This is a genomic window from Burkholderia singularis (assembly GCF_900176645.1).
Classification (GTDB): Bacteria; Pseudomonadota; Gammaproteobacteria; order Burkholderiales; family Burkholderiaceae; genus Burkholderia; species Burkholderia singularis.
Window position 1 is genome coordinate 55,274 of record NZ_FXAN01000014.1, and the last position, 17,115, is coordinate 72,388.

Sequence of the window (17,115 nt, forward strand, 5' to 3'; positions counted from 1 at the left end):
CTGATGCCGAAGCGTCCCAGGCCACGGCCGGCTGTCGTGGCGCTCGATCACCGCCAGCTCGACCTGCCGCTCTTCGATGGGCCAGCCGCGCCGGCGTCCGTGGGTGCGCCGGCGGCCGGCGCTTCGCCCGCTGCGCATCCCGCGCCGGCCGCCGGCCTGTCCGCGTCCGACGCCCCCCCGCCCGCCGACGACCGTTCGCGCCTGCGCACGCTCGCGCTCGACGGCCGCGTGCTCGCGTACAAGCTCAAGCGCTCGGCACGGCGCACGATCGGCTTTGCGATCGACGGCAATGGTTTGACGATCACCGCGCCACGCTGGGTGACGCTCGCCGATATCGAAGCGGCGATCGCCGAGAAGCGCCGCTGGATCTTCGCGAAGCTCGCCGAATGGCAAACGCGTGCCGAGCAGCGCGCGCTGCCGCAAATCGATTGGAAGGAAGGCGCGCAGATTCCGTATCTCGGCAAGTCCGTCACGATCACGCTCGCGTCGGCGCAAGGCGCGCTGCGCTTCGACGCCGCCGCCGCGACGCTCGGGCTCGGCCTGCCCGCGCACGCGAGCGGGCAGCAGATCAAGGATCGCGTGCAAGGCTGGCTGCAAGGCGAAGCGAAGCGGATCTTCGGCGAACGGCTCGCGGTCTATGCGCAAAAGCTCGGCGTCACGTATGCGGCCTATGCGTTGTCGTCGGCCGCGACGCGCTGGGGAAGCTGCTCGAGCGACGGCAAGATCCGCCTGAACTGGCGGCTCATTCACTTTCCGATGTCGATCGTCGATTACGTGGTCGCGCACGAGCTGTCGCATCTGCGCGAGATGAATCACAGCCCCGCGTTCTGGCAGACAGTCGAATCGATCTTTCCTGAATTCCGCGAGGCGCGGCATACGCTCAAGCATCATCCGCCGGAACTGCTGCCCGCGCTCTGATCCGAACCCGGCCCGCGGCGGCCGGGTTCAAGGCCGCCCGCGTCAGTGCGGCTTGCGCTGAATGAATTCGATCTTGTAGCCGTCCGGATCCTCGACGAACGCGATCACCGTCGTGCCGTGCTTCATCGGACCGGCTTCTCGCGTGACCTTGCCGCCTTGCGCCTTGATCCGCTCGCACGCCTGGTATGCATCGTCGACCTCGAGTGCGAGATGACCGAAACCCGTGCCGATTTCATACGATTTCGTGTCCCAATTGTGGGTCAGCTCGATGACCGTATGATCGCGCTCGTCGCCGTAGCCGACGAACGCAAGCGTGAACTTGCCTTCCGGATAATCGTCGCGACGCAACAATTTCATGCCGAGCAGTTCGGTGTAGAACTTGATCGAGCGGTCGAGATCGCCGACTCGAAGCATCGTGTGAAGCAAACGCATAGGGGGTACTCCGTGGGGACTTGCGTGAACGCACGAATGTACCAGAGACGCGCGAATCCCGCTGCCGCGCCCAGGCGCTTTGCCCCGACTTCGTCACATCGACCTTTCGCCAAGCCTGCGCAGTGTTCTGTAGCCCACGCAGCGCGCGTGCCCGCTCGTCGATTAGGATTGACGCATCGCCTCCGATAGGCGCACGATGCTTCGCACAGGTCCGGTCAGCGGAAAAATCGAAGCGCTGCGCTCAAGCTTGCGCTTGGCCGGATAGTTAGGACACGGCAATTATTGCCGTCCGATTCGACTAGGCCGAAGTCGTGTCTTGAAAAAAATGCCGCGCGGTCCCGGACGGCGCGCGGCCCAATCCAATCGATAGAGAACAATGAGAGAAACAATGCATAGCCAGCCCTCAAGGGGGGCCCTTCGCTGGCGCTTGTCGCTCGGCGTTTTGTTGACCGCGGTGCTCGCCGCGTGCGGTGGGGGCGATGATTCCGGCTCGTCGTCGGTGTGGCCCGCCGATCGCGCGCTCACCGATCCCAATCACTACGCGGCTTACCAGGACCCGCAGGCGTCGCTCAGCGCGGCCTATCGGAACGGCCCCAATGGCGGCGCCGGTTCGAAGGATGTCGATGTCGCGAACGCGAGCCTTGCGCAAAGCGCCGTCGACGAAACTCCCGCCACCAAGCATCACCGCGCCGTGATCAACGGGCAGACGATCGAGTACACGGCGCGCGCCGGCCACTTGATCGCGTGGGCGCCCAAGAGCCCGAACAATCCGGCTCAACGCGACGCCGAGGCGTCGATCTTCTACATGTCGTACACGCGGGACGATATCCCGCACGCGCAGCGCCCGGTCACGTTCATCTTCAATGGCGGCCCCGGCGAGCCGTCGATCTGGATGCATCTGGGTGCGTGGGCGCCGAAACGCCTGAAGATCGACGCGCCGAATCTGCCGCCCGGCCCGAACATCCCCGACAGCTTCCCGCTGATCGACAACCCGCAATCGCTGCTCGACCAGACCGATCTCGTCTATGTCGACATCGCGGGCAGCGGCTTCTCGGAAGCCATCGCACCGCACAAGAACCAGGACTTCTGGAGCACCGACGCCGACGCGGGCATCTTCCGGGATTTCATCACCGCGTACATCAACCGCTACAACCGGCAAAGCTCGCCGAAATACCTGTTCGGTGAATCGTACAGCGGCATTCGCACGCCGATTGTCGCGGACCTGCTGGTGCAGGCGGGCACGAGCAATTACGCGCCCGATCCGAGCGGCGCGAAGCCGATCGTGCTGAGCGGCATGGTGCTGCAATCGCCGATTCTGGATTACGGTTATCTTTCGACGCAGGCAGACGCTCGCGAAGGCTTCTTCCCGACGGTCGGGATGGTCGTCGATTTCTACGGCAAATCCACCGCGCGCGGCGTGATGACGGAGCCGCAGTACGCGGACTACCTGCGCAATTTCACGACGGCCCAATATGCGCCCGGCCTCGCGGCGTCGAATTTCCCGCCCGCGACCATCTCGCAGCTGAGCGCGATCACCGGCCTGCCGGCCAGCACGCAAATGAAGGATTGGCTCGCGATCGATCCGAACAGCCTGCTCTTCAACAGCGTCGCGAGCGCCATCTACCCGAACGCCGCCGCGTCCGCGCAATTCAATGCGTATGACGGCCGGATAAGCACGACGGCAAACATCAAGTACGATATTTCGTCATACGAAAATGCCGGCTTCTACGGCGCGATCAAGCCGCTGCTGCTCGATCAGTTCGGTTACCGGAATCAGGACCCGACGCAGATCTACGGCAGCGACATCGCGTTCAATTTCTGGAACTGGAACGCGCCGCACCGCGGCTCGACGAACCCGAGCAGCGTGCCGGATCTCGCGGAAACGCTCACGCTCGATCCGTCGGTCAAGGTGCTCGTGATCCACGGCTACCACGACGGCGTAACGCCGTTCTTCCAGACCGAACTCGATTTGCAGCACGGCGGCGTGTGGCCGGCGGCGGGACAAACGCCGCGGATCACGGTCAAAGAATATGATGGCGGCCATATGGCTTATTTGACCGAGGCGTCGCGCGATCCGATGCGCGCCGACCTGCGGCAGTTCTATAACGCCAGCGCGCCGGCCACGGCCGTGGCCCGACAGCAAAAGGCCGGCTGACAAGCACATGGGAGAAACTATGTTGATGCGTGATTTTCTTGTAACGACCCTGCTTGCCGCGTGCGTGACGGCGCCGGCCTATGCATTCGATGGCGGCGTGCGGCCGATCGCGTCATGGTCGCAGGATGCGGCGTTCGCGGACGTCGCAACCATCAAGGTCGGCGAGCATCTGGCCAAGCCGCCGCGCACGACGACGGAGCGCAAGGTGATGCGCGAGCAGACGCCCGAATCCACCGGCAATGCGATCGTCACGAACCTGAAATCCAAGTTCGATGCGGCAGCCGATCCGAACACCCATCTGCTGACGAAGGCGGCGGCCAGCAACAGCGGCTGGGGATGGGCCGCCGATCATTTCGACGCCATCGACGAACAGAAAAAAGGAGCGGTCAGCTTCGACGATATTCTGCGTTATCTGAATCGCAACGCCGTCGTGCCGTTGAAGGGAGCGTAACGCCGCTTGTGCGCGGCGGACGTTCCCCGTCTGACTTAACGCAGCTTCTGATACGCGGCCCCGATGACGGGCCGCGTCTTTTTTGCGCTCGTGCCGCGCGCCCCCGCCGCCGATAACGGCGACGTGCGGACCGCGATCCCGCATCCCACCGCGACGGTCCATCCGCGCATCGCCGAGCGCGCCGGCGCACACGCCGTCACTCGCCGGCGCGCCGCCGCTTCTCGAGCGCCTGCGCAACGCGCACGTACTCATCGACGCTGACATCCTCCGCGCGGCGCGAAAGATCGAAACCGAGCGCATCGAAATCCACCGCGTCACGGTATTCGCCGAGCGTATTCCGCAACATCTTGCGGCGCTGCGAGAACGCGGCCGTCACCAAGGCGCCCAGCACGGCCGGATCGACGGCCGCCAGTTCGTGCGGCGCATGCGGAATCATCCGCACGATCGCCGAGTCGACCTTCGGAGGCGGCTGGAACGACTCGGGCGGCACATCGATCAGCTTGTCCATCGCATAGCGGTATTGCAACATCACCGACAGTCGGCTGAACGCCTTCGTGCCCGGCTCGGCCACCATCCGTTCGACCACCTCATTCTGCAACATGAAGTGCTGATCGATCACGGCGTCCGCGAACGACATCAGATGAAACAGCAGCGGGCTCGAAATGTTGTACGGCAAGTTGCCGATGATCCGCAGCGACGGCTTGCCCTGCGGCGCATCCGCGCGCGCGAGCGAGCCGAAATCGAATGCGAGCGCGTCGCCGGCGTGCAACTCGAGCAGGTTGCCGAAGCGCTGCTTGAGCCGGTCGATCAAATCGCGATCGAGTTCGACTGCGTGCAGCGGCGATTCGGGCGTCGCGAGCCGCGCGATCACGGGGCCCGTCAGCGCGCCGAGCCCCGGCCCGATCTCGACCATTCGTTCGCCGCGCTCGGGGCGAATCGCCGCGACGATCGCGTCGATCACGCCGTGATCGACGAGAAAGTTCTGCCCGAAGCGCTTGCGCGCGAAGTGTCCTTGGTGCTGTCTGCTGTTCGACATCGAAAGATAGAAAAACGGATGACGCGTGAAATTCAGTGCGCGGCCCAAGCCGCGCCGGTTCGGTTCGCCGATCAGCCCGCGCGCCGATGGCGCGCGATCGTCACCGCGGCATCGATCGCCGCGACGAGGCTGCCGCAATCGGCGCGGCCGGTGCCCGCCAGATCGAGCGCGGTGCCGTGATCGACCGACGTGCGCACGATCGGCAGCCCGAGTGTGATATTCACGCCTTCGCCGAACGTCGCGTACTTGAGAACCGGCAAGCCCTGATCGTGGAACATCGCGAGCACGCAATCCGCGTGTTCGAGGTGGCGAGGCTGGAACAGCGTGTCGGCCGGGTACGGGCCGCGTGCGTCGATGCCCGCCGCGCGCGCGCGCGCGATCGCCGGCTCGATCACGTCGATCTCCTCGCGGCCGAGATAGCCGTTCTCGCCCGCATGCGGATTGACGCCCGTCACGAGGATGCGCGGCGCGGCAATGCCGAATCCGCGGCGCAGATCGCGATCGATGATGCCGAGCGTGCCGACGAGGCCATCGATACTCAACGCGGCCGATACGTCCTTGAGCGGCAGATGGGTCGTCGCAAGCGCGACGCGCAGCGCCCGCTCGCCCGTGCCGGCGAGCATCATCACCACCTGCGGCGTGCGCGTGCGCTCGGCCAGATATTCGGTGTGGCCGGTAAACGGCACACCCGCGTCGTTGATCGTGCTCTTTTGCAGCGGCGCCGTGACGATCGCGTCGAATGTGCCGTCGAGCGCGCCGTCGATCGCGGCGTCGAGCAGATCGAGCACGTAGCGCCCGTTCGCCGGATTCAGCTTGCCCGCTTCGGCCGGCACGGCAAGCGCGCGATGCATGATTTCCACGGACGATCCGATCACGCGGGCATCCGGCGCGGCCCGTACCGGCGCGGCGGACGTGCCCGCCGCATTCGCGCCGCCGGCATCCGGCCGCTGGTGCGCATCGGCCGCGCGCGGCAGCGCACCGCCCACGGCTTCGCGCCCGCCCAGCGCTACGGCTTGCGCCCAATCGACGCCAACCGCGCCCGCGCGAGCAGCAAGCAAATCCGCGTCGCCAAGCACGATGAAACGTGCATCGGGCCAGCGCGCGGCCGCGCCGGCCAATGCCAGCGCCGTCAGCTCGGGACCGACGCCAGCGGGCTCGCCCGTCGTGATCGCGATGCTGAGCGGTTGTGCCGGGGTCGACATGGCGGGCTTCGCGGCAAACGAGTTTATTGCTGCGTGACCGGCAGCTTGATCTGCACGTAAGACGAATCGCGCAGCTCGCGCAGCCAGTCCGCGTAAGCCTGTTCGGCCTTACGCTGGCCGATCGCCTGACGCGCGATATCCATTTGCTGCTGCACGGAGCCTTCCGCGTCGCGGCGGCCGAGCACCTGGATCAGGTGATAGCCGTACTCGGTACGCACCGGATTGCTGACCTGGTTGTCGCCGAGCGCGTTCATCGCCCGCTCGAATTCCGGCACGGTTTCGCCCGGGCTGATCCAGCCGAGATCACCGCCTTGCGAGGCCGAACCGTCCTGCGAATAGGTTCGCGCGAACTTCTCGAAATCACCTCCCGCCTCGATCTGCTTGCGGATCTCGATCAACTGCTGGCGCGCCTGCGATTCCGATTTGCCTTCGCCGACGCGCAGCAGAATGTGCCGCACGTGCGTCTGCACGATCTTCGCCGACGCGGCCGGGCTTTGGCTTGCGCGACGCTCGACGAGACGCACGATCTCGAAGCCGTCGGGCACGCGGATCAAGGCCGGGTTGACTTGGCCGGGACGCAGCTTCGACGCCGCATCGATGACATCCTGCGGCAGCGAGGCCGGTGCCTTGAAGCCGAGATCGCCGCCCTTTTTCGCGTCGTCGGCTTCCGAGTTGCTCTTCGCGAGCCGCTCGAAGTTCGCGCCCGACGCAAGCGCCTGCGACAGCAAGCCCTCCGCCTTCTTCTGCGCGGCGTCGATCTCGGCCTGCGGCGCATTGGCGGGCGCCTTCACGAAGATGTGCTCAAGCCGCAGATCCTGCTGCGAGCCCGCGTTCGGGCCGCGCTGGCTCGCGATATAGCTCGCCACTTCCGCGTCCGACACGGTAATCTTGCTATCGACTTCCTTCTCGCGCAGCTTCGACAGCAGCAGCTCGGTGCGCGCGTCGCGCGTGAACACGTCCCAAGGCACGCCCTGCGCCTCGATGCGCGCGCGGTACTGGTCCAGCGGCATGTTGTTCGCCGCCGCGAGCCGTTGCAGCGTCGACTGCACGGACGCGTTGTCGACCACGATGCCGTCGTCCTTCGCACGCTGGATCTGAATCCGCTCGAGCACCATCTGGTTCAGCACCTGCGCGCGCAACTGGTCGGCTGGCGGCACGGGCGCGTTCTGCTGCTGCAGGCGCCGCGCGATCAGGCCGGTGCGCTGGTCAAGCTCGCGCCCTGTGATCACGTCGTTGTTGACGACGGCAACCACCTCATCGGCGAGCGACGCCCCCTGCGTGCTCAGCGCCTGCGCAAACGCGGGCGCGACCGTGATCAGCGTCGCGACCAGACCGGACGCGACAGCCGCGAAGCGAAGGGTTTTCTTCATTGCCACTGGTACTCCATTGAAAGCGGGCTGCACCGACGCCGCTTATTCGGCGATTAATCGTAATTGCTGAAGCGCGACAGCGGCGGCGGCGCGCTCGGCAGCGGCGTGTATCCCTGCACGCCCGTCTTGAACGCGGCGATCAGGCCGTTGTCGACGCTCGTCAGGCCCTTGAGCACGAGTTGCGCCAACACGCGGGTCGCCGACGTCTGCTGATTCGACGTGTTCACGCCGTTCGCGTAGCGCTGGACCCCGACGCCCACCGCCCAGCAGTCGGCATCGTACTGGAAGCCGACGAGACCGTCGACAACCCGGCTCGACGCGAGGTCGTAATTGAAGCGGCCGACCGCGTAGAGCCGCCGCGTGAGCGGCCACTGCGCGGCCACGAGGAACTGGTTAATCGGCTCGAGCGACAGCGTCGGGTTCTGGCGCGTATAACGGTAGCCGACGTTGATCACGCGCCGCTCGCCGGGACTGAAGCCGAAGCCGACGCTCGACTTGACGAGCTGGCCGTTGTCGGCGTTGTACTGGAACGCGGTTTCCGACGCGAAGCCCGCGCCGAGCTTCACCGACGCGCCGAGGATCAGGTCCGAATGTCGCGGCTGACCGGCCGTCGCGGGCGTCGAGCCCAGTGTCACGCGCTGATCGGTGAAATAGTACTGCTGCGCGATCACGAAACGCGCGCGCTCGTCGCCTGTGTTGGCGTTGATGAAACGGGTGGTCAACGCGGCCGTCAGACGGTTCGCGTCGGCGATCCGGTCGTTGCCGACGAAGGTGTTCGGCGTGAAGATCTCGGCGAGCCCGAAGTCCGACACCGCGGTATCGAAGAGCGGGGCGTCCTGCTGGTTCCGGTACGGCGTGTACACGTAGTACAGACGCGGCTCGAGCGTCTGGATGTAATCCTGGCCAAACAGGCGCACCGAGCGGTCGAACACGAGCCCCGCATCGAGGCTGAAGGTCGGGATCGAGTACGTGAAGCGCTTCGGCTGACCGGGAACGCCGCCCGTGGTGGTGGTCAGATCGTATGATGCGATATGCAGCTGCGCCTTCGGGACGACGAAGTAGCCAGGCCCGTACAGACCGTAGGAAATGTACGGATTGAACATCACGCGATCGCCTTCCGGCATATCGGATGTCGTGATTCTGAAGCGCGAATAATCGGCTTCCGCGCCAAAGTCGAAGCCGCCGACGTTGTATTTCGTGTACTTCACGTTCAACTGCGGCTCGCGGCCGTAAGGCGCGATCGACGGCGCGAGCGTCTGCCAGTGCTGGTAACGCCCGAGCACGGACCACGGCCCGTTGTTGTACGTGAGGCCGGCCTCCTGCTGGTACACCGTCTGGACGCCGCTCAGGAACTGGTTCGTCGAGCCGAAGTCGCCCGGATACGTGTTGTCCGAGACCTTGTTGTAGTTGATGTAGCCGCCGAAGCCGTGGCCGAAATTCTGCTGGTGCTGCCAGTAGAGCGCATAGCGGTTGCGATTCGCGACCCGGTCGTCCGGCAGGAATTCGCCCGTCAGCGTGCCGGCGTAGTTCGTCGATAGATAGCGGAACGTCGCCTGCGTGAACACGCCGCGCTTCGAGATGATGCGCGGCGTCAACGTCAGATCGCGGTTCGGCGCGATGTTGAAGTAGTACGGCAGCGAGAATTCGAAGCCGTTCGTCGAGCTGTACGGCGAGAACGTGGGTGGCAAAAAGCCGCTGCGGCGGTTGCCCGACAGCGGGAACGTGAGCCACGGGCTGCCGAAAAGCGGCACGCCCTGGAAGAACAGCACGCCGTTTTTCGCGACGCCTTCGTCCGCGCCCGTATCGAAATCGAATTCGCTGCCCTTGATGTACCACGCCGGATTGGTCGCGCACTGGCAGCCGGTATAGGTGCCGTTCGTAAACACCGAGCGCTCGCTGTCGAGCAGCTGCACGCGCTCCGCGCTCCCTGAGCCGCCCGTCGCCGCGAAATGGTATTTCGGCGTCGTCATGTAGCCCTGGTTCGCCTCGACCTTCAGGTGCGCCTCGGGCCCCTTGAACGTCGCGCCGCCGTTGGCCACCGTCACCGCGCCGTAGGCGTCGGCGAGATCCGTGTCCTCGTCGTAGTGAATCGCGTCCGCCTTGACGACCGCATTGCCCTTGCGGATCTCGGCCGAGCCCTTCGCGGCGAGATCCTGGTCGGCCGTGCCGCTCGCGTGATCGGCCAGCACGAACGCCGCGGGCTTGCCGTGCTCGTTTTGCGAATGTTCGGTGAGCTGCGGCGCGAGGCGCAGATCCCATGGCGAACCGAGCGGCTGCGGCTCGGCCGCGGCGCCCGAAAGCTGGGCCTGCGACACCACCGGCACGAGGCCCGGTACGGCCAAAAGCGCGACCGCAAGCCGCTTTTTGCGCGGGGCGGCATCGCAGGCTGGAACGAGCGGGAATTTCGATTTAGGCGGCATCTATCGTTCGGCGAATCGTCCGTGTCAATATCCGGCCCGCATACCGCAACCCGCGCAATCGAACCGTGACTGCGGCTTCGCGCATACCGGGGGAAACGGGCAAAAACGATCGGCTTTGCGGGCGGCCGGCCCGCGCCAGCGGGAATTGATACGGGACGCGTCAAAAAAGTCGTGGGGTATTATATGGCAAGACGTTCCCCCTTCCCGACTTTCAATGACGCCGCCCGCCGCCGACCCTCGCCTTACTCTCCTCGCCGCCTGGCTTGCCCCATTCGCCGACCGTTACGCACTCGAGCTCGCGACGCTCGCTCCCGCCTCGTCGGACGCGGGCTTTCGCCGCTATTTCCGCGTCTCGGCCGCCGCCGCGCCAAGCGGCACCATGATCGCGGTCGACGCGCCGCCGCCCGAGAAATGCCGGGAATTCGTGCAGATCGCGCAACTGCTCGACGCCGCCGGCGTGCACGTGCCGAAAGTGCTCGAACACGATTTCGACGCGGGCTTCATGCTCGTCAGCGACCTGGGCTCGCAGCCGTACATCTCGGTGCTCGACCCCGCCGCGCCGGCCGCCGCGCGGCCGCTGATGCGCGATGCACTCGACACGCTGATCCGCTGGCAGCGCGCGACGCGCGAAGGCGTGCTGCCGCCGTTCGACGAAGCGTTTCTGCGCCGCGAGATGGAGCTGATGCCCGAGTGGTATATCGGCCGGCATCTCGGCAAAACGCTCGACGAGCGCGCGCGCGGCGTGCTCGATCGCACGTTCGCGCTGCTGATCGCCAGCGCAACCGCGCAGCCGCAAGGCTACATGCTGCGCGATTTCATGCCCCGCAACCTGATGGTCGCGCAGCCGAACCCCGGCGTGCTCGACTTCCAGGACGCCGTGCACGGGCCGCTCACGTATGATGTCGTGTCGCTGTTGCGCGATGCGTTCATCAGTTGGGACGAGGCATTCGAGCTCGACTGCTTTGCGTATTACTGGGAGCAGGCGAAGAAAGCCGGACTGCCCGTCGAGCCGGATTTCGGCGAATTCTACCGGCAGCTCGAATGGATCGGGTTGCAGCGGCACATCAAGATCCTCGGTCTGTTTGCGCGAATCAATTATCGCGACGGCAAGCCGCACTATCTCGCCGATCTGCCGCGCTTCATCGGCTATGCGCGCAAGGTTTCGCTGCGCTACCGGCCGCTCGCGCCGTTCGCGAAGCTGCTCGACGAACTCGAAGACAAAGCGGCCGAAGTCGGCTACACGTTCTGACCGGCACGATGACATACACCCTCGATACGGCGATGATCTTCGCCGCCGGACGCGGCGAAAGGATGCGCCCGCTCACCGACACGACCCCGAAGCCCCTGCTCGCGGCCGGCGGCAAACCGCTGATCGTCTGGCAGATCGAGCGGCTCGCGGCGGCCGGCATCGAAACGATCGTGATCAACCACGCGTGGCTCGGCCAGCAGTTCGAAGCCGCGCTCGGGGACGGCTCGCGCTGGGGCGTGCGGCTCGTCTACTCCGCCGAGGGCGACGCGCTCGAGACAGCGGGTGCCATCGCATACGCGCGGCCGTTGATCGAGCGCGGGCGCGGGCCGACCGTGTTCGTCGGCGTCGCAGGCGACATTTACGCGAACTTCGATTACGCGATGCTGCGCGCGCGCGCCGCCGCGCTTGCCGCCGCACCCGAGCCGGGGATGCATCTCGTGATGGTGCCGAACCCGGCGTTCCATCCGGCGGGCGATTTCGCGCTCGCCGAAGATGGGCTGCTGTCGCTTGACGGCGAGCCGCGCGTCACGTTCGGCAGCATCGCGCTGTACGACACGCGAATGTTCGACGATCTGCCCGCCGGCACGCGCCGCGCGCTCACGCCGTATTACCTCGGCGCGATCGACGCGCGCCGTGCGACAGGTCAACTGTACGAAGGAATGTGGGAAAACGTCGGCACGCCCGCGCAGTTGGGCGCGCTCGATGCGGCGCTGCGCGCGGCGCGCTGATACGGTGTGCGGCACACGCACGCGGCGTGCCGCACACGGGCGGAAAACGGCGGCGCGCAAAGTCGGGCCCCACGGTGCAATCGCGCACGCCGCGCCGGCATTCATGCACGGTCCCGCCGCCGTTCGATCTGCCGCGCTGGGACGCCGCGCGCGACGCCGGCATCATCACGCCTGCTGCGCCGCCCCCTGCTCGGCCGCGCGCTGCTGCAACGCCCACATCTGCGCATACAGCCCATGCGCGCGCAGCAACGCATCGTGCGTGCCGCGCTCGACGATGCGCCCATGATCCATCACGAGAATCTGATCGGCATGCACGACGGTCGACAGACGATGCGCGATCACGAGCGTCGTCCGATGCCGCGCGATCTGCTCCAGCTCGTGCTGGATCGCGCGCTCGGAACGCGAATCGAGCGCGGACGTCGCCTCGTCGAACACCAGGATCGGCGGGTTCTTCAGAATCGTGCGCGCGATCGCGACGCGCTGCTTCTCGCCGCCCGACAGCTTGAGCCCGCGCTCGCCGACCGGCGTGTCATAGCCTTTCGGCAAACTCTCGACGAACGCATGAAGATGAGCCGCGCGCGCTGCGGCGATCACCTCGTCGCGCGTCGCGCTCGGCCGGCCATAGGCGATGTTGTAGTAGATCGTGTCGTTGAAGAGCACGGTGTCCTGCGGCACGATCCCGATCGATGCGCGCAGCGAATCCTGTTTCACGTCGCGGATGTCCTGCCCGTCGATCATGATCGCGCCGCCCGTCGTCCGGTCCAGATCGTAGAAGCGAAACAGCAGCCGCGCCAGCGTCGATTTGCCCGAGCCGCTATGGCCGACCACCGCGGTCGTCGTGCCGGCCGCGATCGTGAAATCGACGTCGTGCAGGATCTGCCGCGACGGATCGTAGCCGAAGTTCACGTGCGCGAAGCGCAGTGCCGCGCCGCGCACGTCGAGCGCCGGCGCGCCGGGCGCGTCGTCGACCTCGCGCGCGGCCGACAGCAGCCCGAACATCCGGTCCATGTCGGTCAGGCTCTGCTTCAGCTCACGATAGATGACGCCGAGAAAATTAAGCGGAATGTAGAGCTGCAGCATGAAGGTGTTGATCAATACGAGATCGCCGAGCGTGAGCTTGCCGGCAAGCACGCCCTGGGTCGCACGCCACAGGATGAACACGAGCCCCGTGCCGATGATCGCCTGCTGCCCGAAGTTGAGCAGCGACAGTGAATGCTGCGAGCGGATCGCCGCACGGCGAAAGCGCGCGAGATTCTCGTCGTAGCGCCGCGCTTCCCATTCCTCGTTGCCGAAATACTTGACGGTCTCGTAGTTGATCAGCGAATCGATCGCGCGCGCATTCGCCCGCGAATCGAGTTCGTTCATCGTGCGCCGGAAATGCGTGCGCCACTCCGTCACCTTCACCGTGAACGCGATATAAGCGACGAGCGCCGCGAGCGTCACATACGCATAGTAGGCGTCATACCGGAACGCGAAAAAGCCGAGCACGAGCCCCACTTCGACGAGCGTCGGCAGAATGCTGTACAGCGAGTAGGAAATGAGCTGCTGGATACCGCGCGTGCCGCGCTCGATGTCGCGCGACATGCCGCCCGTCTGCCGCTCCAGATGAAATCGCAGCGACAGCCCGTGCAGATGCCTGAACACCTGCAGCGCAAGCCGCCGCACCGCGCTCTCAGTGACCTTCGAAAACAGGATCTCGCGCAGCTCGGTGAACAGCGACGTCGACAGCCGCACGAGCGCATACGCGATCACGAGCAGCCCGATGCCGCCCGCGAGCACGATGCCCGGCGACTGCTCGGCGCGGCCGAGCGCGGTGAGCTGATGAACGGCCGCGAGACTGTCGACGATCCGCTTCATGACGATGGGCACGCCGAGATTGGCGAGCTTCGCGCCGATCAGGCACGCGAGCGCGAACGCAACGCGCCATTTATAAGCCGTCAGGTAAGGCAGCAGCGAGCGGATCGTCTGCCAGTCGTTGCGTGGCCCGGCGACCGCCGGCGCGGGCTCGGAGGAAGCGGAATAACGGCGCATGGGGAATCGGCCGAACGGTACGTCGGCGAACTTTCTCGTACAATTTCCAGATTGCCGTATTGTCGCAGAAGCCGGGATGCGCCGCTGACCGCCCATGCCGGCCCGTTTCTTACAAGATGGAAGCTTCAACCATGACCGATTCGTCCCTGCCCGAACTCCCGCAAGAACCGCCCGCGCTGCGCGTCGTGCCGCAACCGTCCGACGCCAACGTCCACGGCGACGTATTCGGCGGCTGGATCATGTCGCAGGTCGATATCGCGGGCTCGATTCCGGCAAGCCGCCGAGCGAACGGGCGGGTCGCGACGGTCGCGGTCAATTCGTTTCTGTTCAAGCAACCGGTATTCGTCGGCGACTTGCTGAGCTTCTATGCGCGTATCGTGAAGACGGGCAATACGTCGGTGACGGTGGAAGTCGAGGTGTATGCGCAACGGCTAAGCCTCATGAGCGAGGTCGTCAAGGTCACCGAAGCAACGCTCACCTACGTCGCGACCGGCAACGACCGCCGCCCGCGCCCGCTGCCGCCCCTCGAATAAGCGCGGCCGCGCATGCGGCCCGCTTGCGCGGCGCATACGCTGCCGTCCTCGTCCGGCACGCCGCGCGCGCCCCATGCATATACGGTTACGCGCCGCTGTACACCTCGCCGGAGCGGCACAGTTCGATTCATGATGCGGCGAGCCCGAATTCGCGCATCGCCGGGATAAAGTCGTGGTTGAGCTTCGGCTTGCGCGACAGCTTTGTCAGCACGTAGCGTTGAAACGGCGTGAGCGCGGACCACTGCGCGGCCGACGGCGCCGGCAGCCCGGCAAGCGCGCTTTGCGCGACGAGCGCGTCCGGCACCGCATCGGCGTTACGCCACGCCGGATGCTCTTCGGGTTGAAACCAGCTCGGCTCGACGCTCGCGTGCGTGCGCAGCATCTCGAAGAGCGCGTGATCGAAATTCGGCTCGATCGCGACGTCTTCGTCGGCCGGGAAACACGCAAGCAGCTTGCGATCCTCGATCGGCAGCCTCTGCCACTGCTCGAGCGAGATCCGCAGCCCGAAGCGATCGAGATTGAAACGCACGATCATCGGAATATAAGTCAGCCCCTGCGATGAAACGACCTCGAAATTGAACAGCAGCGGCGCGTTGCTCAGCCCCATGTTTGCCCCCATCCTGACGATTGCCGACCCATTGGGCCCGTCTGGAGTATTTTAGAACCTCCGCGGGCGGCGAGTACCGCCGCCCGCCGATCCGTATAAGGAGCCTGCCGTGAAGCTGTCCGAAGCCGCCGAACCCAGCGGCGTCGTCGAACTGCCGGTGCGCCGCCGGCGCGGCGACGCGATCGACGCGACCTTCGATCGCGTCGGCCAGGAATGGCCCGTCGCGCTCGTCTTCAACGGCATCTCGCACGCGGTGATGATGTGCACACCGCGCGATCTCGAGGCATTCGCAGTGGGCTTCGCGCTGTCGGAAGGCATCGTCGAGCGCGGCAGCGACGTGAAGGATATCGATGTGGTGCTGCACGGCGGCGGGCCGATCCCGCATGCCGAAGTCCAGTTGACCGTGGTCCAGCAAGCGTTCGCCGCCCTGAAGGAGCGGCGCCGCGCGCTCGCCGGCAGAACCGGCTGCGGCGTGTGCGGCATCGAGAGCATCGATCTGCTTGATCTCGCGCCGCAGCGCATGCCGGACCGCGGCTTTCTCGCGCGGGTCGCGCCGGACGCAATCGCGCGCGCCGCACGCGAGTTCCCCGCGCACCAAACGCTCACGCAGCAAACAGGCGGCCTGCACGCGGCCGCGTGGTGCGACGCGGCAGGAGCAATCCGACACGCATTCGAGGACGTCGGCCGCCACAACGCGCTCGACAAACTGATCGGCACACTCACGCTCGAACGCGCGGATACGACCGACGGCTTCGTATTCCTGTCGAGCCGGGCAAGCTATGAGCTTGTGCGTAAGTCCGCACGCGTCGGCATTCCGATGGTCGCGACGATCTCCGCGCCGTCGTCGCTTGCCGTCGAAATTGCGCGCCAGGCCGGGCTGCGGCTCGTGAGCTTCTGCCGGGAAGCCGGCTATGTCGATTACGGCACCGCCGATGCATAGGAACCCGCCTCGCCGTCAAGCAGCGCGTGTGTGCAAGCGGCCGCTGCATTCGCACTCAATGCCCGTTGCGACACGGGCGCCGGGCATCGAGCACTGAGCGCCGGATGCCGGGCGCCGGCCACCGAGCGCTGAGCACCGAACACCGCATCGAACAGATTGCCGAACGCAAGCCGCTGCGCGACGCCAATCGCGGACAACGCGGCAAGCGCCACACGGCGATCGCGCGTGCCGCCGCATTCCCACGCCGCCGCTTCACCGCGCGCACCGATCAGTCGAACTGCTGGAAGTCCGGCTTACGCTTTTCGAAGAACGCGCTGATCGCTTCGCGCACTTCGGGCGAGCGCAACATCGCGCCGAAGTGCTCGGCCTCGTCCGTCATCCGCGTGGCAATGGCGGCACCTTCCGTCGCTCTGAGCAGCGCCTTCGTCACGCGCAGCGACGACGCCGGCAGCGCAACGAGCTTGGTCGCCTGCTTCGCCGCGAACGCACCGAGTTCGGCCGCCGGCAGCACCCGGTTCACGAGGCCGATGCGGTGCGCTTCGAGCGCATCGAACGGCTCGCCGAGCAAAAGCTTCTCGGCCGCCACCTGATAGCCGGAAAGACGCGGCAGCAGCAAGCTCGACGCCGCTTCCGGGCACAGCGCGAGCTGCACGAACGGCAGCGACAATTGCGCGGTATCGGCCGCGTAGACGAGATCGCAATGCAGCAGCATCGTCACGCCGATGCCGACCGCCACGCCCTCGACCGCCGCGACGATCGGCTTCTCCAGCGTACTGATCTGCCGCAGGAACTGGAACACGGGCGCGTCCTGATCCTTCGGCGGCGTCTTCATGAAATCCTCGAGATCGTTGCCGGCGGTGAAGTGACCATCGCTGCCGCGAATCAGGACCGCGCGCACCGATTTATCTTCGCGCGCCGACTTGAGCGCGTCGGCCATCGTCTGATACATCGCCAACGTAATCGCATTGCGCTTCGCCGGGCGCGCGAGCGTGATCGTCAGCACACCGTCGGCGTTTTTGAGCTGGATATCCATCTGAATCGTC

The 17,115-nt window shown here is 65.9% G+C and carries 16 protein-coding genes; 7 read left to right on the forward strand and 9 right to left on the reverse strand.

Annotated features, from left to right (window positions below; translation table 11 throughout):
• Window positions 1-3 precede the first annotated feature (3 nt).
• A complete protein-coding gene (locus BSIN_RS01700) occupies window positions 4-918 on the forward strand; it encodes a M48 family metallopeptidase (protein ID WP_089339305.1) in 915 nt (304 codons plus the stop codon).
• 42 nt (window positions 919-960) lie between these two features.
• Here BSIN_RS01700 and gloA read toward each other — a convergent pair whose 3' ends face one another.
• The gene (gene gloA, locus BSIN_RS01705) at window positions 961-1,350 is read right to left on the reverse strand and encodes a lactoylglutathione lyase (protein ID WP_059519600.1); all 390 of its coding nucleotides are present in this window, start codon (window positions 1,348-1,350) and stop codon (window positions 961-963) included.
• Between the two features lie 388 nt (window positions 1,351-1,738).
• Between gloA and BSIN_RS01710 the strand changes: the two genes are divergently transcribed.
• Together BSIN_RS01710 and BSIN_RS01715 are read left to right on the forward strand one after the other, a co-directional pair.
• Window positions 1,739-3,505, forward strand: a complete 1,767-nt coding sequence (locus BSIN_RS01710) for a S10 family serine carboxypeptidase-like protein (protein WP_218192391.1) — start codon at window positions 1,739-1,741, stop codon at window positions 3,503-3,505.
• Between the two features lie 19 nt (window positions 3,506-3,524).
• Entirely contained in the window at window positions 3,525-3,956 is a 432-nt protein-coding gene (locus BSIN_RS01715; protein WP_059519596.1) for a hypothetical protein, read from the forward strand.
• 196 nt (window positions 3,957-4,152) lie between these two features.
• On the opposite strand, the gene rsmA is transcribed toward BSIN_RS01715, so the two are convergent.
• From rsmA to BSIN_RS01735, 4 genes are all read right to left on the reverse strand, one after another.
• Entirely contained in the window at window positions 4,153-4,992 is an 840-nt protein-coding gene (rsmA, locus tag BSIN_RS01720) for a 16S rRNA (adenine(1518)-N(6)/adenine(1519)-N(6))-dimethyltransferase RsmA (protein ID WP_059519634.1), read from the reverse strand.
• A 71-nt stretch (window positions 4,993-5,063) separates the two neighbouring features.
• Complete coding sequence (gene pdxA / locus BSIN_RS01725; protein WP_089339307.1) at window positions 5,064-6,194, reverse strand: 4-hydroxythreonine-4-phosphate dehydrogenase PdxA; 1,131 nt, start codon at window positions 6,192-6,194, stop codon at window positions 5,064-5,066.
• A 23-nt stretch (window positions 6,195-6,217) separates the two neighbouring features.
• Window positions 6,218-7,564, reverse strand: a complete 1,347-nt coding sequence (locus BSIN_RS01730) for a peptidylprolyl isomerase (RefSeq protein ID WP_089339308.1) — start codon at window positions 7,562-7,564, stop codon at window positions 6,218-6,220.
• A gap of 53 nt (window positions 7,565-7,617) precedes the next feature.
• The gene (locus BSIN_RS01735) at window positions 7,618-9,984 is read right to left on the reverse strand and encodes an LPS-assembly protein LptD (RefSeq protein ID WP_089339309.1); all 2,367 of its coding nucleotides are present in this window, start codon (window positions 9,982-9,984) and stop codon (window positions 7,618-7,620) included.
• Between the two features lie 214 nt (window positions 9,985-10,198).
• On the opposite strand from BSIN_RS01735, the gene BSIN_RS01740 reads away from it, so the two are divergent.
• Together BSIN_RS01740 and murU are read left to right on the forward strand one after the other, a co-directional pair.
• Window positions 10,199-11,233, forward strand: a complete 1,035-nt coding sequence (locus BSIN_RS01740) for an aminoglycoside phosphotransferase family protein (RefSeq protein ID WP_089339310.1) — start codon at window positions 10,199-10,201, stop codon at window positions 11,231-11,233.
• Between the two features lie 8 nt (window positions 11,234-11,241).
• Window positions 11,242-11,961, forward strand: coding sequence for an N-acetylmuramate alpha-1-phosphate uridylyltransferase MurU (gene murU, locus BSIN_RS01745; RefSeq protein ID WP_089339311.1), 720 nt, complete (start codon window positions 11,242-11,244; stop codon window positions 11,959-11,961).
• Between the two features lie 165 nt (window positions 11,962-12,126).
• Here murU and BSIN_RS01750 read toward each other — a convergent pair whose 3' ends face one another.
• A complete protein-coding gene (locus tag BSIN_RS01750; RefSeq protein WP_089339312.1) occupies window positions 12,127-13,992 on the reverse strand; it encodes an ABCB family ABC transporter ATP-binding protein/permease in 1,866 nt (621 codons plus the stop codon).
• 131 nt (window positions 13,993-14,123) lie between these two features.
• Here BSIN_RS01750 and BSIN_RS01755 point away from each other — a divergent pair, with 131 nt between their 5' ends.
• Window positions 14,124-14,525, forward strand: a complete 402-nt coding sequence (locus tag BSIN_RS01755) for an acyl-CoA thioesterase (protein ID WP_059519583.1) — start codon at window positions 14,124-14,126, stop codon at window positions 14,523-14,525.
• Window positions 14,526-14,652: 127 nt separating this feature from the next.
• Here BSIN_RS01755 and BSIN_RS01760 read toward each other — a convergent pair whose 3' ends face one another.
• Window positions 14,653-15,132, reverse strand: a complete 480-nt coding sequence (locus BSIN_RS01760; protein ID WP_059519581.1) for a nitrate reductase associated protein — start codon at window positions 15,130-15,132, stop codon at window positions 14,653-14,655.
• 109 nt (window positions 15,133-15,241) lie between these two features.
• Between BSIN_RS01760 and fdhD the strand changes: the two genes are divergently transcribed.
• The gene (gene fdhD / locus BSIN_RS01765) at window positions 15,242-16,072 is read left to right on the forward strand and encodes a formate dehydrogenase accessory sulfurtransferase FdhD (protein ID WP_089339313.1); all 831 of its coding nucleotides are present in this window, start codon (window positions 15,242-15,244) and stop codon (window positions 16,070-16,072) included.
• On the opposite strand, the gene BSIN_RS01770 is transcribed toward fdhD, so the two are convergent.
• Entirely contained in the window at window positions 16,051-16,269 is a 219-nt protein-coding gene (locus tag BSIN_RS01770) for a hypothetical protein (RefSeq protein ID WP_125910495.1), read from the reverse strand. The two genes, fdhD and BSIN_RS01770, sit on opposite strands and share 22 nt — an antisense overlap.
• A 71-nt stretch (window positions 16,270-16,340) precedes the next feature.
• Window positions 16,341-17,105 carry an enoyl-CoA hydratase gene (locus tag BSIN_RS01775; protein WP_089339314.1) on the reverse strand — a complete coding sequence of 255 codons (765 nt, stop codon included), beginning with the start codon at window positions 17,103-17,105 and terminating at the stop codon, window positions 16,341-16,343.
• Between the last annotated feature and the right edge of the window lie 10 nt (window positions 17,106-17,115).